The 24,703-nt window shown below is 56.1% G+C and carries 19 protein-coding genes; 2 read left to right on the forward strand and 17 right to left on the reverse strand.

Translation table 11 applies throughout. The features are described from left to right. Window positions 1-7 precede the first annotated feature (7 nt). Genes mraY through mraZ form a run of 7 tightly spaced genes read right to left on the reverse strand, consistent with a single transcriptional unit; the run spans window position 8 to window position 7,958 of the window. Complete coding sequence (mraY, locus tag OEV49_01385) at window positions 8-1,096, reverse strand: phospho-N-acetylmuramoyl-pentapeptide-transferase (GenBank protein ID MDH3889708.1); 1,089 nt, start codon at window positions 1,094-1,096, stop codon at window positions 8-10. Then, window positions 1,096-2,481, reverse strand: a complete 1,386-nt coding sequence (locus OEV49_01390) for a UDP-N-acetylmuramoyl-tripeptide--D-alanyl-D-alanine ligase (protein ID MDH3889709.1) — start codon at window positions 2,479-2,481, stop codon at window positions 1,096-1,098. Before OEV49_01390 ends, mraY begins: the two co-directional genes overlap by 1 nt. Window positions 2,482-2,486: 5 nt before the next feature. Beyond that, the gene (locus OEV49_01395; protein MDH3889710.1) at window positions 2,487-3,986 is read right to left on the reverse strand and encodes a UDP-N-acetylmuramoyl-L-alanyl-D-glutamate--2,6-diaminopimelate ligase; all 1,500 of its coding nucleotides are present in this window, start codon (window positions 3,984-3,986) and stop codon (window positions 2,487-2,489) included. 1 nt (window position 3,987) lies between these two features. Beyond that, window positions 3,988-6,066, reverse strand: a complete 2,079-nt coding sequence (locus tag OEV49_01400) for a penicillin-binding transpeptidase domain-containing protein (protein MDH3889711.1) — start codon at window positions 6,064-6,066, stop codon at window positions 3,988-3,990. After that, on the reverse strand, window positions 6,063-6,557 hold the full coding sequence (locus OEV49_01405; GenBank protein ID MDH3889712.1) for a cell division protein FtsL: 495 nt from the start codon (window positions 6,555-6,557) through the stop codon (window positions 6,063-6,065). Before OEV49_01405 ends, OEV49_01400 begins: the two co-directional genes overlap by 4 nt. After that, complete coding sequence (gene rsmH / locus OEV49_01410) at window positions 6,554-7,468, reverse strand: 16S rRNA (cytosine(1402)-N(4))-methyltransferase RsmH (protein ID MDH3889713.1); 915 nt, start codon at window positions 7,466-7,468, stop codon at window positions 6,554-6,556. The genes OEV49_01405 and rsmH overlap by 4 nt, the downstream gene beginning before the upstream one ends. A gap of 10 nt (window positions 7,469-7,478) precedes the next feature. After that, a complete protein-coding gene (mraZ, locus tag OEV49_01415; protein ID MDH3889714.1) occupies window positions 7,479-7,958 on the reverse strand; it encodes a division/cell wall cluster transcriptional repressor MraZ in 480 nt (159 codons plus the stop codon). 437 nt (window positions 7,959-8,395) lie between these two features. Here mraZ and OEV49_01420 point away from each other — a divergent pair, with 437 nt between their 5' ends. After that, complete coding sequence (locus OEV49_01420) at window positions 8,396-10,705, forward strand: C25 family cysteine peptidase (GenBank protein ID MDH3889715.1); 2,310 nt, start codon at window positions 8,396-8,398, stop codon at window positions 10,703-10,705. A gap of 422 nt (window positions 10,706-11,127) precedes the next feature. Here the strand turns inward: OEV49_01420 and OEV49_01425 are convergent, their stop codons facing one another. The 7 genes from OEV49_01425 to purM are packed head-to-tail and all read right to left on the reverse strand — an operon-like array spanning window position 11,128 to window position 20,789. After that, a complete protein-coding gene (locus OEV49_01425; protein MDH3889716.1) occupies window positions 11,128-12,384 on the reverse strand; it encodes a hypothetical protein in 1,257 nt (418 codons plus the stop codon). After that, the gene (locus OEV49_01430; protein MDH3889717.1) at window positions 12,381-13,463 is read right to left on the reverse strand and encodes a glycosyltransferase; all 1,083 of its coding nucleotides are present in this window, start codon (window positions 13,461-13,463) and stop codon (window positions 12,381-12,383) included. The genes OEV49_01425 and OEV49_01430 overlap by 4 nt, the downstream gene beginning before the upstream one ends. Further along, window positions 13,454-14,380 (reverse strand): GNAT family N-acetyltransferase, encoded by a 927-nt coding sequence (locus OEV49_01435; GenBank protein ID MDH3889718.1) that lies wholly within the window; start codon window positions 14,378-14,380, stop codon window positions 13,454-13,456. Before OEV49_01435 ends, OEV49_01430 begins: the two co-directional genes overlap by 10 nt. After that, window positions 14,380-16,602, reverse strand: a complete 2,223-nt coding sequence (locus tag OEV49_01440; GenBank protein MDH3889719.1) for a hypothetical protein — start codon at window positions 16,600-16,602, stop codon at window positions 14,380-14,382. The genes OEV49_01435 and OEV49_01440 overlap by 1 nt, the downstream gene beginning before the upstream one ends. Then, the gene (gene lnt / locus OEV49_01445) at window positions 16,554-18,143 is read right to left on the reverse strand and encodes an apolipoprotein N-acyltransferase (GenBank protein MDH3889720.1); all 1,590 of its coding nucleotides are present in this window, start codon (window positions 18,141-18,143) and stop codon (window positions 16,554-16,556) included. Before lnt ends, OEV49_01440 begins: the two co-directional genes overlap by 49 nt. Before the next feature lie 16 nt (window positions 18,144-18,159). Next, a complete protein-coding gene (gpmI, locus tag OEV49_01450; protein MDH3889721.1) occupies window positions 18,160-19,707 on the reverse strand; it encodes a 2,3-bisphosphoglycerate-independent phosphoglycerate mutase in 1,548 nt (515 codons plus the stop codon). Window positions 19,708-19,733: 26 nt separating this feature from the next. Next, a complete protein-coding gene (gene purM, locus OEV49_01455; protein MDH3889722.1) occupies window positions 19,734-20,789 on the reverse strand; it encodes a phosphoribosylformylglycinamidine cyclo-ligase in 1,056 nt (351 codons plus the stop codon). 55 nt (window positions 20,790-20,844) lie between these two features. On the opposite strand from purM, the gene OEV49_01460 reads away from it, so the two are divergent. After that, the gene (locus tag OEV49_01460) at window positions 20,845-21,633 is read left to right on the forward strand and encodes a class I SAM-dependent methyltransferase (protein MDH3889723.1); all 789 of its coding nucleotides are present in this window, start codon (window positions 20,845-20,847) and stop codon (window positions 21,631-21,633) included. A gap of 417 nt (window positions 21,634-22,050) precedes the next feature. Here OEV49_01460 and OEV49_01465 read toward each other — a convergent pair whose 3' ends face one another. The 3 genes from OEV49_01465 to rsmA form a co-directional block, all read right to left on the reverse strand. Beyond that, window positions 22,051-23,046 (reverse strand): RluA family pseudouridine synthase, encoded by a 996-nt coding sequence (locus OEV49_01465; GenBank protein MDH3889724.1) that lies wholly within the window; start codon window positions 23,044-23,046, stop codon window positions 22,051-22,053. Window positions 23,047-23,054: 8 nt separating this feature from the next. Further along, a complete protein-coding gene (locus OEV49_01470; GenBank protein MDH3889725.1) occupies window positions 23,055-23,786 on the reverse strand; it encodes a pyridoxine 5'-phosphate synthase in 732 nt (243 codons plus the stop codon). 115 nt (window positions 23,787-23,901) lie between these two features. Beyond that, complete coding sequence (gene rsmA, locus OEV49_01475; GenBank protein ID MDH3889726.1) at window positions 23,902-24,702, reverse strand: 16S rRNA (adenine(1518)-N(6)/adenine(1519)-N(6))-dimethyltransferase RsmA; 801 nt, start codon at window positions 24,700-24,702, stop codon at window positions 23,902-23,904. Between the last annotated feature and the right edge of the window lies 1 nt (window position 24,703).

Consider the following 24,703-nt stretch of genomic DNA (forward strand, 5'->3'; position numbering starts at 1 on the left):
CACATCCTCATCGCACCTTTAGAGTGGCCAGAGTAACCAAGGCGCACAGGGCGCCGACAATCCAAAACCGGACAACGATCTTTGACTCCGCCCATCCGCACAGTTCGAAGTGGTGGTGGATAGGCGCCATCTTGAACACGCGCTTGCCGCCACGATAGCGATACGACAAAACCTGGATGATAACCGACAAGGCCACCATCACGAACACTCCCGCCACAATCACCAGTAGCAGCTCTTTCTTCAACAGGATGGCGATAGCACCCATAGCGCCGCCAAGGGCTAACGATCCGGTGTCGCCCATGAACACTTCAGCCGGATGCGAGTTGAACCACAGGAAGCCTAAGGCTGAGCCGATAGCGGCACCGCAGTAAATGGACAACTCCCCGGCACCGGGCAGGTAGTCGATGGCCAGATACTGCGAGAAATCGACTCGTCCGGACACATAAGCGATGCCGGCAAAAGTCATGAAGCAGAGACCGCACAATCCGATGGCCAGGCCGTCAAGTCCATCGGTGAGGTTGACGGCGTTTGAGGAACCGGTAATCACCAGCACCACGAAGGGGGCGTAGAATACTCCAAGAGTCAGGACGTAGTTTTTGAAGAATGGTATCTCAGTGGTGCCGTCGTAGCGATTTTCCGGCGCCAACCAAATAAGTGCGGCAGCAAAGATAGCTCCCAGCAGAAGCTGTCCGATCATTTTCTTGCGCGCCACCAGTCCTTTCGGCTGGCCTTTGATTGCTTTGAGATAATCATCCATGAAGCCGATCGCTCCCAGCCAGGCAGTGACAAGGAGGATCATCTGCGTGAAATAATTTGTCAGGTCCGACCACAAGAGTGTTGGAATAATGATCCCGGCAAGAATGATCAACCCGCCCATGGTCGGCGTCCCGGCTTTCTTCTGATGACCCTGGGGTCCCTCCTCGCGAATGGTCTCGGTTACCTGATACTTTCTGAGCAGGCGAATGAAAAAGGGACCGAGGATCAGACAGATGAAGATAGCCGTCACGGTAGCACCGGCGGCTCGAAAAGTAATGTAGCGGAAGACGTTCAGTCCGGACACATACTCGGTGAGGGGCGCCAGGAGGTGATAGAGCATTAACCATCCTCCCCTTGGTGAGCAACAGCGTGGATAACTGCCTCCAGTCCGACTCCGCGTGAGGCTTTCACATAGACGAAGTCATTGGCCATGAAGTAGGCGCCAAGTTCGACGGCGCAGGAGGCGGCGTCGGGGTGGTGACGTAGTCTCGATAGTTCAATACCTGTACCGACCAGCGAATCGAAAGTGTGTTTCGATAGCGGTCCTACCAGAGCGGCCAAGTCAAATTCATGTTGCGCCAGCAGTTCCCCGACTTCCCGATGGTACTTCTCTGCCTCACGACCCAGTTCGAGCATGTCACCCAAAACCACAATGCGTCGGGACGCCGCCGGTAAAGCGAAGAATGCCTCCAGACCGGCCCGAACCGAGGCCGGGTTGGCGTTGTAACAGTCTGAGACAAAAGTGATTCCGGCATGCTCTACGGTCTGTCCACGCATCGGCGCGGTGGAGAGTTGGATGTTCTCAGTGTCGACGTCTTCGAAATCGAAGCCCAGCGTTCTAACGATGGCGTAGGCGCCCAGCAGATTGGCCACCTGGTGTCGACCGGCTAACGGCAGCCGGAATTTGTAACCTTCGATTGTGACGTTGGTACTGTCGACACCGTTCGGTTCGACTTGGTCGACAGAGAAATCCGCTTCACTGTCCAGCGCGAAGGTGATCGGATTGTCACGTACCAGCATAGCCTGTTTCATCAGGATAGTATCATCGGCGTTGATAACCAGCGGTACACCGGGGTCAGCGTCGCGTACCAGATCGAGTTTGGCGCACGCGATTGACTCGACAGTGTCCAGAAACTGTAGGTGAGATGGACCCACGTTCGTAATGGCTACCACGTCGGGCCGCACGATCTCGGCTAGTTTCGGCATCTCGGTGGTTGTAGAGATGCCCAACTCCAGCACCGCGTGTTTAGTATTCGGATCAATGGCAAAGAGCGCCAGCGGCACACCGTACAGATTGTTGAGATTGCCCGGTGAACGGTACACGTCGGGCGTCACCGCTGCCAGTAAGTGATATGTTAGTTCTTTGGTCGTAGTTTTGCCGTTGGAGCCGGTAATACCGATAATGCGTGCATCAAGTTTGTCACGATAGTCTGCGGCCAGGGTGAGCATGGCCTGGTGACTGTTGTTTACGGCTACCACGGCTACATCGCCCCGGACGTTTTGGAGACCGGGCCAGGTTTGTTCGGCCACGATCCCGGTCGCGCCTGCATCGACTGCGGCCGTTATGAAGTCATGTCCGTCGTTGTGCTCGCCGCGAATGGCCACGAAGAGCTGTCCGGCTGTGATCGAGCGGCTGTCTATGCCGACACCCGCGAAAGTGCGGGCGGCGTTGTCCGTGTTGTAAACGGTACCGCCGGTGATGGCTGCCAGATTATCGAATCGCAACGTAATCAATTCCCTTTGTCACTCACTAATCCGGTGTATCCAAGCTCGGCCAGAACGCGGCGCGCCTCCAAGGCATCGTCGAACTCGTATCTGGCGCCCTTGATTTCCTGATAGTTTTCGCTTCCCTTGCCGGCCAACAACACGACATCGCCGGGTTGCGCCATCTTCAACAGGGCCTCGATGGCCGCACGTCGATCTTCAATGATCTCGTGTTGATCGCCTTCGAGGCCGGGTACTATTTCATCGATTATTGTTTGAGGGTCTTCGCTTCGTGGATTGTCCGAGGTCACGACGCAGAAGTCGGCCGCGGCACTGACCGCCCGGCCCATCAGCGGGCGCTTTCCACGGTCACGATCGCCACCGCAACCGAACAATGCCAGCACCCTGCCCTGCGACATCTCGCGTGCAGTTTCGCAGAGGCGGGTCAGAGCATCGGGCGTGTGGGCAAAGTCGACGTAGACGGCGAACGGCTGGCCGCACTCGATGTAATTAAATCGACCCGGAACCGGTTGGGCGCTCTCCAGCCCACGAACAACACTGTCGATATCAACTCCGGCGGCCAGGCCGGCCGCGGCGGCAGCCAGGCCGTTTATCAAGTTGAACCGACCCGGCAATGGGAAGGTGACGGTGTGTACGCCCATCGGTGTCTTAAGATCGAACACCGTCTGAGCAGCTTCCAGTTCGAAGCCGGTGCAGTATACATCGGCACTGCTGTCTTGCAGAGAGTAGGAGATGTAGGATGAACTGAAGTCGCCAAAGAAAGAACGAAATTCCGGCACATCGAGATTGATGACGGCGTAGCTCAGAGGTCCGTCGAGTCGTTTTACGAGCTGCTTTTTGATTTCCAAGTATTCTTCCATGGTCTTGTGGAAGTCCAGATGATCGCGTGTGATGTTTGTGTAAACAGCCACGCGGAATTCGATGTTGTCTACCCGGTGCAGGGCCAGCGCGTGTGAAGACACCTCGATGACGGCATTGACGCAATGATTCCTCTTCATGAGATGCAGCAGCCGCTGAAGGTCCAGCGACTCCGGCGTGGTGCGTTCGGCCGGGAAAGTCTCTTTGCCCGTGTCGTAGACGGTGGATGTCACCATCCCCACCGTTTTGTTGCGCGCCTGGAGAATGTTTCTGATAAGATAGCAGACGGTGGTCTTACCGTTGGTGCCGGTGACACCGCAGGCCTTGATCTTTTTGCCCGGGTAGTCGTACAGGCGAGCGGCCAGGTCGGCCAGGGCTCGGCGGGTATCGGGTACTTTGACATAGTTGGGCGTTAGTTCGCATTCATCATGCTCACCGACAACAGCCACGGCTCCGCGCTCGACAGCGTCGGCAATAAACTCGTGGCCGTCCACCTGGAAACCTGAGATGGCGACAAACAGACTGTTGGGCGTTGCCTGTCGCGAATCGTAGGCGATGTTATCGATTTCGATATCGCCGGAACCGGTCAGGTCGGCCTGCTTTAGTCCGCTGAGCAACTGGCCAAGTTTGATGTCGACCTCCAACATCCTATATCGACCGACACTTTAGTCGGCAGGTTTGGTCGTTTTTCAGTTCGGCGCCCGCTCGGATTGATTGTTTTACCACTCGTCCACGGCCTTCGATGGTAAACATCACGCCGAGGTGATCCAGCCAGGCAGATGCTTCCCGAATCGATAGACCCACCAGATCGACCATGCATGGCGAGTCATCGTTGGCGGAGGAGACAGCCGCCAGAACATGATCATCACGAACGATCATGCGGTCGGCGGCCGGGAACTGCCAGAGGACAAAACCGCTGTCGGCGTTGCAGCGCAGACTCAGACCACGACTTTCGGCTCGCGCCCGAGCGGCATCGACATTTCTCCCGATGAGGTCCGGGACCTGAGCGGTGGTTTCCAATTCGTCCGTTCGCTCCACCAGTATTCTTTCCGGCGGCGTGAACAGTTCGGCGTTGAGACGCGCATAGCGCTCGGCGATCTTGCGAAAGGCCGGACCCGCCGTCCAGCCGCCGTAATGAACCGGGTGCGGTTCCACCAGCAACACGATACCGGCAATCAGCGGTTGTTCGTATGGAAAGAAGCCTGCGAAACTGCCGATGAATTTATTCTTGAAGTAACGTCGGTTTTCCAAATCAGGAATCTCGGCCGTGCCCGTCTTGCCGGCGATTGAGACAATATCCGACTGCACCGGCTCGGCTGTGCCTACTTCCACCACGCCCCGTAGGACCGCCTGCAACGTGTCGATAGTCTCTTTGGTGGCCACGCGACCGATGACTTCGCGGGATCGCCGGTCGGCTATGTACCCGTCCCCATCAACCCCGCCCAGGATCAGGTGTGGTCGCAATAGTTCACCACCGTTGGCGATGGCCGCAAACCCAGTGGCCATCTGCAGCGCGTTGACGGCTACGGCGTGGCCCATGGCCAGGGCCGACACGGTGTAGTCCGACCATCGTTCGGGAGCCACAACACTCCCCCGTGTTTCGCCCGGCAGACCGATGCGCATTTTCTGGCCGATGCCGAAACGCCGCGCCGTGTTGTATAACTCATCGCCACCCAGTTGAATGGCATACTTGCCCATACCAATATTGCTGGAGAGTTCCATCACCTGGCGAAAGCTCATCCAGCCGTGCTTCTTGTCATCACGCAAGAGCCTTCGTCCAATCCTCCACTTGCCCTCTTCGCAGTATACGGAATCATCAAAATCTATAACGCCCGCATCCAGCATACCGGCGGCGGTGAAAGCTTTGAAGATTGAGCCGGGCTCGAATTGGTCGGTGACGGTACGTAGTTTGGTGGGCCGGGTGGGCGTGCGGTCGCTGGGATCGAAGTGGGCCATGGCCAGAATGTCACCGTTGTTACAGTCGAGCATCACCACCATGCCGCTGACCGCTTTGTGCTCGGTCACGGCGGCTTTCAGTTCTTCTTCGGCAATCTCCTGCAACTGCCAATCGGCCGTGAGCACCACCGAACGGCCCGGGGACGGTTTCACCAGAGCCTGCTCCTTGACCCGGAATGTGTTGCGCAAACCATCGCGGTAGATGTCGGCCATGCCTTCGCGACCGGCCAAAGTTGAGTCGAAAGCGTACTCAAGTCCGGAGCGGCCGGCGTTGTCGATATCGGTAAAACCGAGTATTTGCTTGCCCACCAAGCCAAAAGGATAGGAACGATGAGCCGAGCGTCTTAGATACAAACCGCGCGGTGCGGTTTCGGAAATGTGTTCAGCGGTGGCATCATCGAGCTGCCGTTTGATCCATCGGAACCGGCGCGAGGCCAGACCGAACTTGCGCTTGGCCGTGCCGGATTTCAGCTTGAGAAACTTTTCGAGATAGCTCCCTACCGATTTTAGCTCCTCTTGATTGGCCGGATAGGCGTACAGAGAAGAGACTATTATGTTATCGGCCACCACCTGGCCATTGCGGTCGTACACCAGACCACGGGCGGCCGGGATGTCGACGGTTCCCTCTGATTGATTCCTGACGATCTCGGTGTATTGAGCATGCTTGAGGACTTGCAGATGTACCAGACGCGCCGCGACCACCACAAAGAACAGACATACCAAAACCAACAGGGTTCCAAGGCGCAGTCGTTGCTGCCGAGTCAGACTCACCGATCACCCCCCTCATCGCCCAGAACATCCGGCCTTAGCCTGCGGAGATCACCGGCCGTGGCGCGGCTTGGTGAAATGGCCGGGACGTGACGGGTAACTCGTTCGATGGCTTGAAACATAGTAGCCAGGTCGTCCGGTTGGGGAAGTTTTTCTTCCTGAGAAACCAGGGTGAAGACCTGATCAGCCATGGCTGGTTCGAGCCCCAGCGTGTCCCGAGCGTAGCGCTCAATCCGACCGGCCGAGGATAATTCGGCCAGGCGGACGTTGAGTTTTGAGGCGGCATCGACGAGACGGTTGTTCTCGGCCCGCAGTCGGGATACATCCTTGACCAATTCCAGAACCCGCACCCGCTGCCAGACATGAATGACGCAGATGGCCAGGAACAGGGTCACCAGAATGGCCACCGGGAAATAGCGGTGGGCCATAATCCGGTTGGCCGTCGAAGAGCGTATTTCAACTGTTTCCTTGAACTTGCGGACCGGCTTTCTCATGATGCCAGCCTCTGAGCAACGCGTAGCCGAGCCGACCGGGAGCGAGGGTTGGCCGCCTTTTCATTCTCTGAAGGGGTAACTGATCGGCGCGTGATGATGTCCACTTGCGGTTTCTTGTCGCAGGCACAAACCGGGAGTTTCGGCGGACAGATACAGCCGGTGGCGGCCTCTTGAAAGAAGCGTTTGACCATACGGTCCTCGAGCGAGTGGTATGAAATGACGGCCAGCCGTCCGCCCGGCTTGAGGCAGCTCAGTGTGTCGGGAAGAACTTGTGTTAACTCAGCCAATTCGGCGTTGACGGCAATACGCAACGACTGAAAGACACGAGCCGACAATTTGATGCGGTGTGGCGGCGGTGAGTGATCCTTGACAACGGCGGCAAGGTCTCGGGTGGTGGTGAGCATTCTCTTTTGTCTTTCCCTGACGATCGCGCCGGCCAGCCTGGCCGCCTGCTTCACCTCACCGAAATCACGCAGGATGGCGGTGAGTTCATTCTTGCTCAGCGAGTTTATCAGTTCGGCTGCCGTTGGTCGACCGGACCCAGGGTCGAACCGCATGTCCAGAGGACCGTCGATACTGAATGAAAACCCGCGCTTGGCATCGGCCAATTGATCCGACGAAAGTCCCAGATCAATGAGGATGCCGTCATAACTTGTCTCTCCAATGCGACCGGCTACAGTCTTGAGATCACCATAGGCGGCGTGAACAACCTGCTTGACCTGCCCGCAGTCGGCCAGGTGCTGTCGAGCCCGCTTGACCGCCTCCGGGTCTTTGTCCAGTCCGTAGAGGCGGGCGACTCGGCCTAAACCCTTGGCCAGCGCTTTCATGTGGCCGCCACCACCGGCGGTAAGGTCGATATAGGCGCCTTCCGGATCGCCGATCAAAAGCTCGACAACCTCGGCTACCAGCACCGGCTGGTGACTACTCGCGCTCGCGCCCGGGGTCATGAACCGATGACAGTCGCTCGGCTACATCCTCGTAGCTTCCGGCGAACTGCTCGAGATAGTACTCATACCGTTGCGGGTCCCATATCTCCAACCACCTGTCGACCCCGATCACCAGCAGGTCCTTCTTCAGGGCAGCTTCACTGATCAAATGCCCCGGTATCAGAATACGACCACTGCGATCCGGCTCCACGGCGCCGGCCGACGAATAAAAGCGCCTACTGAAATAGCGAAAATCTCGTTGCGTGAAGTTGAGGGAGGCGAAACGACGTTGGATTTCGGCCCATTCCGCTTCGGGATAGAGAGTCAGACAACCCTCCAGTCCTTTGGTAAGGACCAGCGAACCAGTCAAAAGCGATTCACCGTCCGGCCCTTTAACGGCGCGCAGCCTGGCCGGAAGGGCAAAACGGCCCTTGCCATCCATTGTCGTTTGGTAGCGACCGACGAATCCGGTCAAAAGTGTGTTCCTCCACTTTTCGCCACTTCTTGCTCTTATTGACCATAGTGTACTACTTCACCCCACCAAATGTCAAGCTGTTTTATACCTATTATTGAGAAAATAAACGGGCTTAAGCCTCAGTTATTCAAAGAGTAAGCGATGGGCAATTTGTGATGTGAGCTAAGGTTGTGAACCCGAACCAAGTTTGGCCCATAGCCGCACACGAAAAACAGGCTGGAATCGTGGTCTAAATCCTTTGACTATTGGCAGTTCGCCACTGTTCGCCGGCTCAAAACCGGGCCACCGTCAATAATCCTCCACCTCAAACCACCCACCTAACAGCTTGACACACAACTTATTACAAATCAAAAAATAATGAGCCAGGCTCGCCTGGCAGCACAGGCCGACTGTTTGCACTACTATGAGCGGATTCAGAGTGAAACGGATGGCTCTAAGTGAAACTTGTAGTATTGACAACGTTCTTACCGATCTTGCTTGCCTGTACAACCACGGCGACCGAAGCCCCGACCATAGAATTCGACCCAGACCTGGTGGCGTTTGTGGGAGAAATTGGCCAGGTGGGGTATCATGACTTCGAACCGGTCAGCGTCGGCCGATCCCTCACTCTGCCGGGCAGGACCTACTACGTCGCGCTTGAAAATGGGCAGGACGAGTCCGCGATAAGCTATAATGTGGGCGAGGCTCACACTCTTGGTTCGCTGGCCGATGAACATCTGCTTGAGGACATGCAAACCCGCTCCGGCGAATTCAACCCGGACGACTATGACGGCCTGCTTGATCCTGTCAACACTTCGGAAGCGCTTCAGGCTACCGGTGTGGTGGCGGTGGGAAATGTCCGCTGGGCCAAATTGCTACTTCTGCCGATTACCGTGTCCGAGTCCGGTGAAGTTCAGTTTATCGACGGCCTCACTGTTTACCTGGATCAAGAACCAGTCGCCAACGATCAACTCATGCAATCCGATCCCGCGGGGTCATCACACGCCGGGATGGCGGATCGAGCGGACCTTTCAGTAAGCTCCGAGGTGGCCTCATACTTGATCATCACAGCCCCCCATCTGGCCGCGCCCATGCAGCGGCTGGCCTGGTACAAGAACAGTATTGGATGTCGGACGTCGTTGGCATACATCGATGAAATCCTCGCTATCCAAACTGGTCGCGACGAGGCTGAACAGTTGCGCAACTATCTGACTGAGTTTTACGCCCAAGGCGGCAGCTATGTTCTTCTGGCCGGTGATGCAACCGTTCTTCCAATCCGCTACGCCTACCACCGGGCCGTTGATGAGGCCCCGCCGCTTCTGCAACAACAGGTCAGCGATCTGTACTTCGCCGACCTGAGCGGTGAGTGGGACCTTGATAACGATAACGTGTGGGGAGAGCGCACCCACGACCAGGCCGATCTGACCCCGGAGCTGATGGTGGGGCGGTTGCCCTTCAACACTATCGAACAGTTTGACGATTATGTCGACAAACTGATTGCCTACGAAACTGAGCCGGGCGGTGATGAAAGAGAGTACCTGGATCGGGCCTTCTTCTTTTCATCGGATCAGATGCGCGACTATTCCGGCGGCGGCCAGCACGCACGAATCGCTTTGGCCTATCCGGACCACTTCGGCATCGACACCGCGGCCGGGGTCGAATTGACGCGCGGCGACGATCCCGACCCGCACAACGCGCTACCCCGCGAGCTGGAGGATGTGCTGTCGGACGGTTATGGCATCGTGAACATCATCGCACATGGAACAGGTAATCTCTTCGAAGTGCGTACCTCCGGTTACAATAACTGGCCCAAGACCAGGTTCACTACCGACACAACGGCCAGCGACAACGGTGCCGTGGGGAATCTGACAGCCAACGGCAAGACCTCGTTTTACTATTCGCTGGCTTGTGACAACGGCGCTTTCGATTATGATTACAGTGGGCTCTCGCCCAACTTTGTGGTATCGGCGCTGGCTCAGCCCAAAGCAGGGGCGGTGGCTTTCGTGGCCAATTCACGTTGGGGTTGGGTGGGCTCCAGCCATCTTTTGCAAAAAGCGTTTTTCGATTCGATGTTTGCTCACCGCGGTCGCGCCGCTGTTGAGGCCATGTACGGCTCCAAACTGCGGTATTACTACGTCCGTGATGTCGTCTATGGACAGAACTTCTATGGCGATCCAACCGTGGTGGTCTACGACCAGGTGCCCGGTCTTCTTGATGTCGACATCATGACGGACGCCGGTAGTTTCGAGATTGATGTGACCTCCGGCGGCCAACCGGTAGCCGGATGCCTGGTCACGCTTAGTGACAGCACAGGAGCAATCCTGAGCATAAGCACGTCGCAATCCGGTGATGCTTCCTTTGAAGTTGAATACTCGCCGATGAACAGCTACACCATTGCCGCGGTCAAAGGTGGTTTCACGGTGACCCGACGCTTTCTGTCGCCCGCCATCGCCGCCGATGTCGATGAACTTGTCGACGACAATCTCCCGTTGGAATTCAGTCTCTCACAGAATTATCCAAACCCGTTCAATCCCACCACTACTATTCTTCTTGAGTTGCCGCATCGTACCAATGTGTCTCTGTCGATTTACAACGTTCTCGGTCAGCACGTAGCGAAGTTGATCGACGGCCCTCGTTCACATGGCACCTACGAAGTAACCTGGGACGGTCGCAACAACGACGGTCGACAGGTTACCAGCGGTGTTTATTTCTATCGTCTGATTACCGACAACCATAGTGCAACCAAGAAGCTGATGTTGCTTCGTTAGAGGTTGGCGGAGTAAGGCGACCAAGATTGCGGAGTTCATCCTTCGACTCCGCTCAGGATGAGGTGGGTGCTATCATGCTTCGACTGCGCTCAGCATGACATCCATCGCCGGGCGGACACGGTACGCCACCAAGAGGCTTTGCGTCGGGTGGGATTCTTGGTGTTCGCAGAAATGTAGTAGGGCAGGCATGTCTTCAGACCTGCCGACGGTGGCGGGTTCACGCCGCGGCGCGCAGGCGAAGACGGACCCGCCCTGCGGGTGCCACCCGCCCATAAATGGGTCTCATGCGCTTCGCTATAGGTAGGGTACCGTGTGGCGGGCGCGCGAAGCGCGAAAAACAGGCCTGCCTGTCACCCCGAGCGGAGTCGAGGGGGGCTTCTTTTAGGGCGACGCAAGGCCGCCCCCTACGCGGCGCTTTGTGCTCAGTCCTGAGTCACTTCCCGAATCACCTGAACAAACTGCTCGACCATTGCCTCCGACGTATAGCGACGCGCATAACCTGGTCGCGGATCGATGATCAGTGTCCCGTCGATCGCCTTTCGTGCCATTTCCATAACGAACTCCACGGCGCGCGAGAGCTCCGATGAACTATTCTGATCGAAACTGCAACCAGACTGGGTCTCCTCGATCATTTGAGCAACCTGACTGTCCGGCGGCACGGCTGCAATGATCGGTCGTCCGGATGCAAACAGATCGAATAATCGGGACGGCACGATTCCTTGTTCCTTGGTCGAGGCAAGACTGATGTACAAAAGCGAAGAGACCGACAGAATCTCAATCGTCCGCCGTCTGCTCTGAAAACCATGAGCTTGAATAATACCGCTCAATTGATATTTGTGCAACTGAGCCTGAAACCAATCTGTGTCCAGACGACCTACCTGGAGCAGTTTTATTCGGTTGAACAATTCAGGTGATTGCTTGCGCAGCATTGCCAACAGTTGGAACAAAGGCTCGACCGGCACCAATTCGTCGAAGGTACCCAGAAGCCCGATATTTACTGTCGTGCGATCACTCGGCGGCTGCCATATCCGGGCCAGGTCGTTGTCATAGCCGTTGTATATCGTTCGACCGCTTCCAAGGTATTGCGCGATGGCCGGATTACACGTCGTCAACGCCGCCGCACGCCTTTTGAAGCTATCGATTAACTTCCATGCGCGTTCACATCGGGCACGGTCTGCAAAGGTATCTTCGATTTTGTGACTCAGCCAATAGTCGCGAAAGTCGGCGATCCAGGGCAGCCCGGTTTCAGCCACCAGCGCTTCTGCAACCGAATGGCACGAGATCGGTGGTGAGGTTGAGATTATTGCAGCGTATTCATTGGCCCGCATCAGGCTCTTTGCTTTCTGCACGGCCCGGCGGACCCAACCGCGTTTGTTGTCGGGGAAGAATCTGTCGGACAACCATCCGGCCCTTCGAATTTTTGCGTCGCTGACTTTACGAATCCCAGCCAGATACATAAGCCTCTGCGGATCATAACTGCCGGAACGATGGATGCATGATCGGTCGAGTCCTTCGAGCAATTCAGTCTCGAAAACACGATAGGCCACCGGCTTGACCGTGAGCACGTCGCAATGAAGGCCATGTGCAGGCAATAGTCGAAACAGCGACAGGGGTCGTCCCACACCGGCGCCGCCGAGAGGTGGGAAGTAATAGCATATTAGCAAAACGCGCGGTGTCATCGGGATCTACTCTCGGCCAAATTGCGCATGATTTCAATCTGAGCGGCTACGTTAGTTTCAAAGATAGCATCCTTCCGCACTCTGTCCAGATTGGACTGTCTCACCGCACCGAAGTCATCCGCCCGGTCAACTAATGCTCTTAGAATCAATCTCAATGATTGGTCATCATCATTGGGATATAGGCGTCCGTTTTCGTCGTTCAGCCACTCCCGCACGCCGGGTATATCGGCAGCGATGGGAAACAGCCCCAAGGCCATAGCTTCGATCAGCGAAGCCGGTGAAGAATCCGAACGTGAAGCCGAGAGATAAACATCGTGCTCGGACATGAGTTTAAGAAACTGCCGGCGCGGTTGCCGATCATAGAGTTGCACGCTCGGCGCGGGACAGGCGGCAACCTGCTCGCGGAACCTGGACGCGCCGACACCCCACGACGGAAAAGTCAGTTGAACGCTGCCGTCGGTAAGCAACGGCTTTAGCGCGCGCAATATGAATTCATTGTTATAGACCGGCGCCTGTGTTCGCGGTACGATAATACGAAGCGGCTTTTGAAATCTGTAGTCGGTTTTGTGCATGGAAAGAAAGCGACGCTCAATTCCCCAGGGAACGACACTCCTGGCTTTCAGATTGGCGATAGATTCAGCCGCAGCTACAAGATAGGCGGAGTCGCCGATTACGTGGTCGGCAGTGCGTAGCGCGCGGCCTGTTTTCCATCGGTGCAAAACCGATTTGTGCGGCACGATGAGAACATCAGACCCCCACAGATTCAGCACGATTGGCGGGCTGGTACCCTTCCGGGCCAAAGCTGCGGTGAAACCGTAACCGGAGGCGAAGTGTGGATTGATCACGTCGGGATCGAACTGCCTGATCAGTCGACGTGTCTGCGGCACGGTCGAAAGATAGTAGAGCGCTTTGATGGGACCACGACCTTGGAGCAAGTGATGTTCCATCCGGCCCGGCTCCAGCGATGCGGTCATAACCTCGCAGCCCTGAAGCTCCAGTTGATCGGCATACCTTTCGGTATGAAAGGCCACGGCGTCGGCCAACAACAGTACTTTCAGGGCCGCCCGATTCATAGCCATCGCCCCAACCAGGATTTGAAAATGTGACAATTGTACGCGTGAGATTCTCCACCCCACTTGGACTTGTATTCCAGCAGCCCCTGTGCGTCATCTGGCGAAGCGCCCAGGTTGAGACGTATCACGCCACGCTCTCTCAACCGACGAATCAGGTCCCACAACATGTATTGATTTGCCTTCAGGTTCGAGAACGCTTTGTCGTAGCAAACCTGCCAGTGCAAAGCGGTCGTTCCTTCGACAAGACAGATGTGTGAGACCACGGGTTGTCCTTCGTGGTCACACCAGAGCCAGATTATTCGATCATCGCGTGCCGCCAGTGCAGCCAGCCCTTGATAGAACCGTGCGGAGTATGTTAGCTTTCTCTTGTGTCGTCGCTCCGTCGCTTCCATCAACCGCATGAAACCCTTCATGTGCGACTCGCTGCGAAACCGTTGGATTGTCACCTGCTCTCGTGCCGCTTTGCGCAATTCTGACTGCAACTTCTTGTCCGGCGGCGTCCACTCTGCACCCGAGATGCCGATGATCGTGGTGGAACAAGCCAGCGCCGAGTAGTTGGTGAAGGTTTTGTAGCGGTTGTCAAAATCGGTGAAATGTGCTTTCAGGTATCCGGCCTTGGCAATCGCGTCGAGGATAACTTCAGCGGCCTGATCATGCAGTGCGGTATCCCCGGCGCGCAACAAAACGCGGCTGCCCAAACCATCAGGCATCGACTGAAAACGTCGCACCGGTCGCATTCCGAATTCCACTCCCATAAGCAGGGCAACGATCTTAGAATCTGCATGGGCCGCCCAATAGACAACTCTGCCGCTCAAGGGCGCCCATAGAGATGCAAATGCTTTCGACAGCAACAGCGAATCGCCGCTTAGGATTTGCAGCAGGTCCTCATGAGTCCCGTCTGCTGTGAGTCGTGTGACTTTCATCACTGACGAACCAGTAGAATCTTCCCTCGCTGAACTCCTCCCCGGTCGTCCTCCAGTATATAAATGAAGACTCCGGAAGCCACTGCCGTCCCGGCATCGTTGCGTCCAAACCATCCACGGTTGGCGTCCAATTCTGAAACCAGCTCACCGGCGGGCGTGTAGATACGCACCGTGCCTGGTCGGCCCCAGTTGAAAGCAAGGCTGTCGTGCGGCGAACGGATTACAAATGGATTCGGAAATGCCACCACTTCTTCCAGATCAAAGACGATTTCTCCCACCGGTGATGTCAAAAGAGAAATCCCGGCGTCGGTAGCAATGTACAAATCGCCGGTTGCCTGGTTGAGAGTAAGGGCATTGATCTTGTCATTGACCAGGCCGCTGTTGGACGTTACGTATACATCAAAGCTACCGGCGGTGGCGTCAAAACGAGCCAGCCCCGACCGAGTCCCGATCCAGAGATTTCCGCGCCCGTCGAACTCAAGGTCTGTGATGTCACGGTCGACCCCGGCCGGTAAGTCGACGTCAACGAATCGTTCGATACCCGGATCGTAGCGCGAAAGCCCGACATTGGTACCAACCCAGAGGATACCGTCGGGGGCGAAACGAACCACCCGGACATTATTGGAGCGGAGGAAGCTATTGTCTTCCGTATAATGCACACATGAATTGTCGCCGCGATCAAATGGGTCCACACCGACATTGCAGACATATACACCGTTGAATTCGTTGCCGACCGCCACCAGGCCGGCGCGATAGTCAAGGGACACAACAAAGGTGTGATCGATGCCGTCGGTGGAGCCGAGCGCATCCCATCCGTTGACGGGGTCATCGATGTTGCTCAGGTCGGCTATGGCAATCGGATTGCCGTTGGCGGCGCGATAGCACGGAACGAAGAGATAACGTCCATCGGTGGCCAGGTCATAGATGACCACGAATCTCAGACCGTTGGGCGGATCATCGGTGTTGCCGATCAGAGTCGAGTTCTGTTCGTCGTAATTTGTAACCGCTCCGTTTTCAATTCTGAACAAGCCGGTTCCGAAAGTCCCCACCCATGAGGCGCCGGTGGAATCCGAGATGGCCACCATTGTACGCGAACCGTTATCGAAGTCGTAGGTTGTCCACAGTTGATCGATTAACGTAGCTGAGGTCGTGTCGGTGAATACGGCTGTAATGCGGCCGTCGGCGTTGACGGTCAGATCGGCGACCTGATTGGAGGGTAACCCGGTCCAGGCATATTCGCTGAAGACGGTGCCGTTATCATAGTAGAGCCCCACCCGGTCGGCGGCCAGCCAACGACGATCACCGAACATTAAACCGGTACTGGGCGCTCGGGGCAGACCCGGTGTCGGGAGCAGCACGGGTGTGCTGTCGGCAATCACACCGTACCCACCGGCGAAGTAGAAGAACAGGGAGTCGTTTTCGATTGACAGATCGGTGAAGGGTCTGCCGATGCCGACATTCAGTCGAACAACGCTGGTATCCGTGGGGCTGACGGTAAGACGCCATAGTCCGGTGGAGGCGGCCACAAAAAGATCTGCCCCAAAGGCAACCACCCGCGCCAGGCCACCACCGTTGAAGAGCTCCGATGAAAAGACTGTCCAGTTATAGCGCGACTTAAGCTGCACCGGGTTCACAGTGGTGGCCACAGCCAATCCAGCCGAAGTGGCCAACCAGATCGTGTCGTTGATCAACAACAGATCGTTAACTTCCGGGAAATCCGGCAAACTGCCGAAGCGACCGTAGCTGTCTTGAATCTGGCCGTTGTCCTTCGCCTTGGAAAAAAGCACCAGTCCAATCGAGGTGCCGACCCAAAGGTCATCGCCGTCGTCGGCCAAGGCGAATAGATCAATAGGGTCATCATTGTTATCTCTGAACACGAACTGTTTGGGCGCGGTCTGGTTGAACCTGACCAATCTGCCTTTACCGGCCACCCATTGGCGGCCCGAGTCGTCAACAATCATCTCGTGGATCTCGGTGGTACCGAGACCGTCGACGTTTGTAAATGCTCGCCCTGGTTGGTCGAAATCAGGAATGGCCAGCAATCCACCGCTTGAGGCTACCCACAAAGTATCATTGATTACAGCCAGCCGGTTGGCCTGCCTAAGGGAGGTCCATGTCCCCCACTCAAGTGCAACGACCGGTCGACAAAAGCCGAAGACAACGGCCGGCAGTATCAGGAACCAGAGTTTTTGGAGGCGGGCATGAACTTTCGGATTATCCATAGTGCCGTCAATATAGCCACGATTGAAACCGTAAACAAGAACGAGAACCGACCGACCAGATCGCCGTGCTTCGTATATAAGGAGTATTCATCCAATAAGCCCACTTGACCGACCAGGGCGTCGACCGTATACAAGTCCAGTTCGCCGTGCATCCGTCCGTAGCCATCAACAATGAAAGTCAGGCCGCTGTTGGCCGAGCGTGCAAACCAGCAACGATTCTCGACGGCCCGAGTGATAAAGATGCGTGCGTGCTGGTGAAGACCCGGTGATCGGCCCCACCAGGTATCGTTGGTAATGCCCACCACGAACTGGGCGCCATCGATAATGGTGCGGCGCACAAACTCCGGGAATGCAGTTTCGAAACATATCAAAACCGAGTAGCTGGCTTCCGGCAGATTGAACATCACCGAGGAATCGCCGGGACGAAAATCGGACCACCATTGGACATCGTATTGATCGATAAAGGTGAGGTACTTCCTCAAAAAGTCCTTGCGCATGAACGGCAGTTGGTCCTGGTATGGCACCTGTTCGGAAAAAGGTACCAGTTTGACCTTGTGGTACGATTGCTCAAACCCTCCGGTGGGGCCAAGCTGAAAGCAGGAATTGTGGTAGCGCTGCACGCCTCCGGGGTAACTGATCGCCAAGGCGCCGACCAAATGGTAGCCGGCCGACTTGCGAGCCACTTCAGCGACTCTCTGGCGACAACCGCGGTCATTGGACAAATAGCAGGGCGCCGCCGTCTCCGGCCATACGTAGAGCTTCACATCCTCTTGGGCCACCGCCTGAGTGATGGAGTCATAGAGATCGATACTGTGGAACTGGTTTCCCTCGCTCCACTTTTCATGCAGCGGCACCGAGCCTTGCATCAAAGCCAGTTTGAAATCACCATCGATCGGAATGCGCGGCAATTCGATCCATCCATAGGCGGACAAAGCGACAATGATACCGGCTGAGGCAAACAACGCCGTAATCCGACGCTCCGGCGAAAGTGTCTTGCGAAAGCACTGCCATAACAAAACGTTGACCGTCACGATCAAGAACGTAAGCCCGTGCACCGAGGTGACGGAGACGAATTGCAGGATGTATGAGTAGTACGCCTGAGTATAACCCAAGTCGGACCAGGGAAAGGCAAACTGCGTGAGCGTGCGAAAATACTCCATGCCGGTCCAGAGAATTGGTAAGGCGACCAGAGCAAAAACCGGTCGTAGCCGATAGAGTTTCCAGAAAGTCATCAGAACCGCCGTGTAGTACCAGCCCACAATCACCACGGCGGCAATCATGCCCGGCGGCGTGACCATGCCGACCCACCAGATTGAGAACAACGTGAAAAAGAAACTGAAAAAGTAGGCGGCGTTGAAAGCAGCTCGACGTTCAAGCGAACTGATGATCCAAATCGGACGCACCAACGAGAACCAAGCCAGAAAACCCAGATGCTCCGGGTAAAAGGCCAGTGAAAGTAAAAAGGACCAGACCAGCAACTCGAGGCGACGCCGTCGTACAACGACATCCTGAGGAAGAATGACGCGGCCGATTCTTGTCAACAGGCCAAGCAGCTTGTTACCCTCGTTCTATTAGTGATTTCCCGGTCATCTCAGCCGGGACGTTGAGTTCCATAACGTGAAGAACAGTGGGTGCAATATCAGCCAGAATACCACCTTCGCGCAGAGCAACAGTTCCCTTTCGTCCAACCTTCTCAGCCGGATCATACAAAACGCACGGAACCGGGTTGGTCGTATGTGCGGTCCATGGCCCACCGGAGTCGGGATCGATCATCATTTCAGCATTGCCGTGATCGGCCGTAATCAGGGCCACCCCAGCCTGACTCCCGACGGCCTCCAACAGCCGCCCCAGTCCGATATCGACAGCTTCCACAGCCTGCCTGGCGGCATCGAAATCGCCGGTATGACCGACCATGTCGCAGTTGGCATAGTTCAGCACAATCAGATCATACTCGCCCGATGCTATTTTTTGCACCGCATTGTCGGTAACAGCCACCGACGACATTTCCGGTTGGAGATCGTAGGTAGCCACTTTGGGGGACGGGATCAAGTCGCGATCCTCTCCATCGAATGGTTTTTCGACACCGCCATTGAAAAAAAACGTCACATGCGCATACTTCTCAGTCTCAGCCGTGCGAAGTTGTTTTTTGCCGGAGCGCGCAAGAACGGCGCCCAGAATGTTGTCAAGCCGCGTTGATTGGAAAACCACTTTGGCCTCGGTCATGGTGACATCGTAGTTGGTCATGGTGACCAACTCGACCTGAGGGTTGTCGGGGTGGTGGTAGCCATCGTTGGCATAACCCAGGAACATCTGAGAGAGCTCGCGCACCCGGTCGGCGCGGAAATTGAACATGACAGCCAGATCGTCATTGTTCAGACATCCGGACGGCCCGCCGTCGTTGGTTATCACCAACGGCTCGATGAATTCATCGGTGACGCCGGCTGCATACGATGCCTTGATGGCTTCGAGCGGGTCGTCGAACCTCTGTCCCTCTGCATGCACGATTGCTCGGTAGGCTTTATCCACACGCTCCCAGCGCTGGTCACGATCCATGGCGAAGTAACGACCGGATATAGTGGCCACCCGGCCCAGCCCTATCTCCTTGAACTTGTCCAGCACCTCTTTCATAAAATGTTGACCGGAGTCGGGTGGCGTGTCACGGCCATCCATGAAGGCGTGGAGGTAAACCTCGCCGACGTTTCTATCTTTGGCCATCTGGACCAGCGCGTAAAGATGCTCCAGGGAGGAGTGTACGCAACCATTGGAGACCAGTCCGAAAAGATGCATCCCCTTACCCGCAGCCGCGGCGCGATCAATGGCTGATGATAGCGATGGATTTTCGAAGAACGAACGGTCGGCGATTGCCTGATCGATGCGCGAGATATCCTGATAGACGATGCGGCCCGAACCGAGATTGAGATGCCCCACTTCGCTGTTGCCCATCTGCCCGTCGGGCAGGCCAACGGCAGCGCCGGAGCCATCAATCAGAGTGTTGGGATGCTCGGCCATCAGCCGGTCGAAATTCGGTTTGGTTGCTAAGGCGATAGCGTTGTCGGGCAGCGGCTCGCGCCAGCCAAAACCATCCATAATGCACAGAAGAATCATGCTATCCCTTGGATCAATGCAGTCGTTCAGTCACCGATCATGACCACCGGTTCGCTTCCGGTGACAACTCGGCCGATCCTATAAACCTGTTCACCCATCTGTTCTACAGCGGCACAGACGCTATCGGCATCTTTTGCCTCGACCACGATTATATAACCGATGCCCATGTTGAAGGTTCGATAGATGTCGTCAGGATCGATGTTCCCCAGGTCTTTAAGAATCGTGAAAATCGGCGGCACCGGCCACTTGCTCTTGTCGATCTCGGCGCTCAGACCGTCGGGCATGACGCGATTGAGATTGCCCTGGATTCCACCGCCGGTAATATGCGCCATGCCGTGGACGGCAAACTGAGGCAACAACGGATGCACAATCGGCGCGTAACAGCGATGCACAGCCAAAAGCGCCTCACCGATTGTCGTTTTTAGCTGCGGGAAAAAATCGTCCGGCTTGAGACGAGCGATCTCAAAGACGACCTTTCGGGCCAAAGTGAAACCATTTGTGTGCAGACCGTTCGAGGGCAGACCAAGACAGACGTCACCCTCTTTGATAGCCGAACCGTCGATGACATTGGCCCGATCAGCCATACCGACGATAAACCCGGCCAGATCGTACTCACCCGGCTGGTAAAGATCTGTTAGTTCCGCTGTCTCGCCGCCCAAAAGAGCCATGCCGACATTTCGACAGCCGCGGCTGAGTCCTTCGACCAAGTCGGCCACCACGTTTTGGTCAAGCTTGCCGATGCCGATGTAGTCCAAGAAGAAAAGCGGCTTGGCGCCGTGCACCAGAATATCACCAACACAATGATTGATCAGGTCTTCGCCGACAGTGTCGTGACGCCCGGTCACGAAAGCCAGTTTCAGTTTGGTGCCGACTGAGTCGGTCGAGGAAATAAACACCGGCTCGGCCAGGCCGCTCATGTCCGGCTTGAATAAACCTCCGAAAGCTCCAATATCGCTCAGCACCTGGTCGTTGAAGGTCGACGCAGCCAGTTTCTTGATTCGCTGCACGGCGGCGTCACCGGCTGAGATATCGACTCCTGAGTCGGCGTATGTGAGTTTGGTTTTCTTGCTTGAGTCGTTCATTGGCATTATATATGTGGCGACCAAATGAAAGTCAACCAGTATACAGGAGCGAGAGATGCCTGAACCCAGAAATCCCTATGAGAATCCCGACCTGTACGAATTGGCTTTCAGTTGGCGCGATTACGCCAAAGCGACCGATTTTATCAGCGAAGCGGCCAGACTGGCCGGCTGTGCCGAGATCAAGTCGATGGTCGAACTGGGCTGCGGACCGGGGCAGTACTGCCGCGAATTCGGACGACGGGGCGTGACCGCCTACGGTGTCGATTTGTCGCCGGAGATGGCTCTGTACGCTCAGAGAACCTACGACGAAGAGAAACTGCCCGGCCATATTCTCGAAGCCGACATGCGGGATTTCCGGCTGGAGCAAAGGGTCGACCTGGCCTGCTGCATGATGGCGACTTTCAGTCACCTGTTGACCAATCGCGACATTGTCGAACACCTGGATGCCGTGGCGGACAACCTGCGAGAGGGTGGGTTGTACGTTTTGGAACTGCCACACCCGCGTGATGCCTTTGACACCGGGAAAAGCACCCAGGATGTTTGGGAGATGGAAGAAGAAGGGGCCAAGCTGTCGATTGATTGGTGCTCGGACGGAGTTTTCGATCCGCTAACCGAGACCGACTTAGGGACGGTAAAATTCAGCCTTGAGCAGGACGGCCTGGTCAAAAACTATGAGAGTCCGAGCGAGTCACGACGCCTCGTGTTTGGAACCTTGCGAGCATTGTTGGACCTGTCCGGGCGGTTTCATATTGCCGCGATGTATGGCGACCTCGATGTAAACATTCCGTTCGACAACGCCAAAGCAGCCTGGCGGCTGGTGCTTGTGCTCCGGAAGAGTCCGTAATGAGACTAACCCACCCGCAATTCCACAGGAGTAGGTCAGGACCCTTGTGGTCCTGACTGTCGGTCTTTGTCAGGTCCGTAAAGGACCTGACCTACAAGAGAAGCAACCGTAGGTCGAAAGCCCTGTGGTTTCGACATCCCGCGCAGCGCGGGATTCTTTGGTTTTGGCTTGGTGGTCGATAATGTCGAGACCCGTCCTTCGACTCCGCTCAGGACGACCCTTCGGGCCAGGGGTCTCGACCTACAGAGAATTGCTACAAGAAAAGATGGACCCCGGCCTTCGCCGGGGTGACAGGTAACCGAGCATTACGGCGCACCCTTCGACTGCGCTCAGGACGACACGGTCAAGCCGCCCATAAATGGGTCACATGCGCTTCGCTCCTCCGACGAGCGAGGAACCCATTTATGAGTGATTTGTCTACCGCCCCTCTTCATCCAGGACATCCAACAAATCCTGATAATCTTCCGGGGGATCGCGGTGGAGGTCAAGAAGGTCACCGGTCACCGGATGCGTGAACTTAAGCCGCGCCGCATGCAGCGCCTGGCGGGGTAGAATCTCAAGCAGCTTTTTGGCCAGCAGTCGTTCCGGAGCAAAGATACCACGGTGCCACTTCTGGCGGCCACCATAATCGGGATCGCCAAACACGGGATGACCGACGTGCGAAAAGTGCACGCGTATCTGATGCGTCCGTCCGGTGTGGAGGTTCACTTCGAGCAGATCATAGGATCGAAATCGATCCTGTAGCTTGTAATCGGTCACCGATTCCCGACTGTTGACATGAGTGACTGTCATCCTTTTGCGGTTTTTCAAGGACCTTCCTATCGGAAGATCGATAGTTCCCGCCTCCTCTTTGACGTGCCCGCAAACTAAAGCGGAATAGCTGCGTGTCACCCGACGTTCCTGGACCGCTTTTTGCAGAGCGCTTAGCACAGTGTCGGTCCGAGCCACCACCAAGAGACCAGAGGTATCTTTGTCCAGTCGGTGCACGATTCCCGGACGGTCGGCGCCGCTCGACTGCGGCAGGCTGCCCAGGTGGTGAACCAGAGCGTTGACCAGTGTTCCCGAATGGTTTCCGACGGCCGGATGGGTGACCATCCCGGCCGGTTTGTTGACTACCACCAGATGCTCATCCTCATGCACGATATCGAGCGGAATCGGTTCGCCTTTCAGGTCCGTTTTGACCACCGGCGGGATGGCCAGAATGATTGTCTCCCCCCCTTTGACCCGATGTTTCTTGAGGACCGGCTGACCGTCGAGCGTGATCAGACCGCTTTCGAACAACTTCTGGATGCGGCTGCGAGTGAGATTCAGATCATCGCGGGAGGCAAGATAGCTATCCAGTCGTTTGGGCGGCAGGTCATCCGGGATAGTGATCACTACTTCCGGTCTATTCTGATGGCTGGGCTTGGGCACAATGGTTCTTACTGGGTCGGCACCGGTTTATCAATCAACCTCAGCATCTCTATTACTGCCCGCTCGTACCCCACCAGCAGGGCGCGGGCGGCGACGGCGTAGCCGACTACGAATTCGTCGGCCAGGCCCAGTTCCACAATCGGCGAGAGATTACGATAGGTCAGACCCCGTCCACAATTGACGGCTAATCCGGCTTTCGCAGCAGCCGCTGCCGTGGCATCGATACGATCCAGTTCCTGCTGAGCGGCTTCAAGCGTCCGGGCGTTGGTGTAACCCAAACAGTTCAGCAGGATGGTGGTACCGCCAAACCTGGCCACCTGCTTAACCTGCTCGCTCTGAGGGTCCACAAAGAACCCAACCAGCACGCCGACTGCCGTCAGGCGGTCGGTCAGATCGCGATAGTCAATCTCGGTGTTGGTAAGATCCACAGGCAGGAGAGCAGCATCACCACCCTGTTGATCGGATGCGAATGTCACCATCCACGGCTTGACTTCGAGCGCCTTGGTCACAAACTGCTCGGACGGCGGCATTTCAAGGGTGAGCCTGGTTTTGACCACACCTTTCAAGAGATACAGATCACGATCACGTATGAACTGACGTTGGGGTGAAATCTGGATGGCTATCCCATCGGCGCCGGCCAACTCAGCCAGCACGGCGGCCTGCACCGGGTCCGGTTCGGCAAAGCCGCACAGACCACGCAGCGCCGCCACTGCATCGACATTTATCGTGAGTGATGACAAGAGACACTCCTTGTTTCAATTTAGGTCGAGCCCTGATCCTTGGTCCCGACTCTCATCAAACCAAAACCTATCGATAGCCATTAAGGATGTCAAATTCAAAATGTATTTAGATGATCTACCTGGTTAGATGGCTGACCAACTCGTCGGCCAGGGCGCAGAACTGTTCGGTGGAAACTTGCTCGGCGCGGATGTCAACCGGCAGATTCATTTTCAAAAGCAGCGACCGCAGGAATTCGGGGCCTGTGGTAACCTCACCGAGTAGATTGTTTACCAGCAGCTTGCGTCTTTGTCTGAATGCCGCGCGCACGATTCGCTGGAAGGGCACCGGATCGGCCACGACATCGGCGGCCTTCGGAGTCATTCTGACTACCGCCGAAGTCACTTTGGGCGCTGGTCGAAAAGCGCTCGGCCCAACCGTGAAACAGGTCTCCACGTCAAAATACAACTGGGTAAAAATGGCCAGGGGTGACCAGTCTTTACTGCCGGGCGACGAGGCCAAACGTTCGGCAACTTCTTTCTGCATCATCAGAAAGGCCACCTGCACGGACTCCCGGTTCTGCACCACCCACTCGATCACCGGAGAACTGATCTGGTATGGAAGATTACCTACCAGCACAAAGGGTGCGAGCTTGGCCGCTGTTGGGTCCAACCTGAGAAAGTCCTGATTGAGTATCGAACTGTTGGGGTAGTTTTCGAGGAGCTTCTCAAGATATCCAATCAGATCCCTATCGATTTCTACAGCGGTAACGATGGCGCCTGATTGAGCCATCGGCAGGGTCAACGCGCCGCGGCCGGCGCCGATCTCGATTATAGACTGGGCGTCGGTGGGTTGAATCAGATCTATGATTCTTTGGATGGTCTCTTTTGAAATCAGGAAGTTCTGGCCCAGACGTTTCTTGGGACGATAGCCGCTCATG

This window comes from Candidatus Zixiibacteriota bacterium, from assembly GCA_029860345.1.
GTDB lineage: Bacteria > Zixibacteria > MSB-5A5 > GN15 > FEB-12 > JAJRTA01.

Coding starts and splice junctions, on each gene's coding strand:
- mraY (MDH3889708.1), bottom strand. CDS start 1,096: ATGCTCTATCACCTCCTGGCGCCCCTCACCGAGTATGTGTCCGGACTG.
- OEV49_01395 (MDH3889710.1), bottom strand. CDS start 3,986: ATGTTGGAGGTCGACATCAAACTTGGCCAGTTGCTCAGCGGACTAAAG.
- OEV49_01405 (MDH3889712.1), bottom strand. CDS start 6,557: ATGAGAAAGCCGGTCCGCAAGTTCAAGGAAACAGTTGAAATACGCTCT.
- OEV49_01425 (MDH3889716.1), bottom strand. CDS start 12,384: ATGACACCGCGCGTTTTGCTAATATGCTATTACTTCCCACCTCTCGGC.
- OEV49_01430 (MDH3889717.1), bottom strand. CDS start 13,463: ATGGCTATGAATCGGGCGGCCCTGAAAGTACTGTTGTTGGCCGACGCC.
- OEV49_01435 (MDH3889718.1), bottom strand. CDS start 14,380: ATGAAAGTCACACGACTCACAGCAGACGGGACTCATGAGGACCTGCTG.
- OEV49_01440 (MDH3889719.1), bottom strand. CDS start 16,602: ATGGATAATCCGAAAGTTCATGCCCGCCTCCAAAAACTCTGGTTCCTG.
- gpmI (MDH3889721.1), bottom strand. CDS start 19,707: ATGATTCTTCTGTGCATTATGGATGGTTTTGGCTGGCGCGAGCCGCTG.
- purM (MDH3889722.1), bottom strand. CDS start 20,789: ATGAACGACTCAAGCAAGAAAACCAAACTCACATACGCCGACTCAGGA.
- OEV49_01460 (MDH3889723.1), top strand. CDS start 20,845: ATGCCTGAACCCAGAAATCCCTATGAGAATCCCGACCTGTACGAATTG.
- rsmA (MDH3889726.1), bottom strand. CDS start 24,702: ATGAGCGGCTATCGTCCCAAGAAACGTCTGGGCCAGAACTTCCTGATT.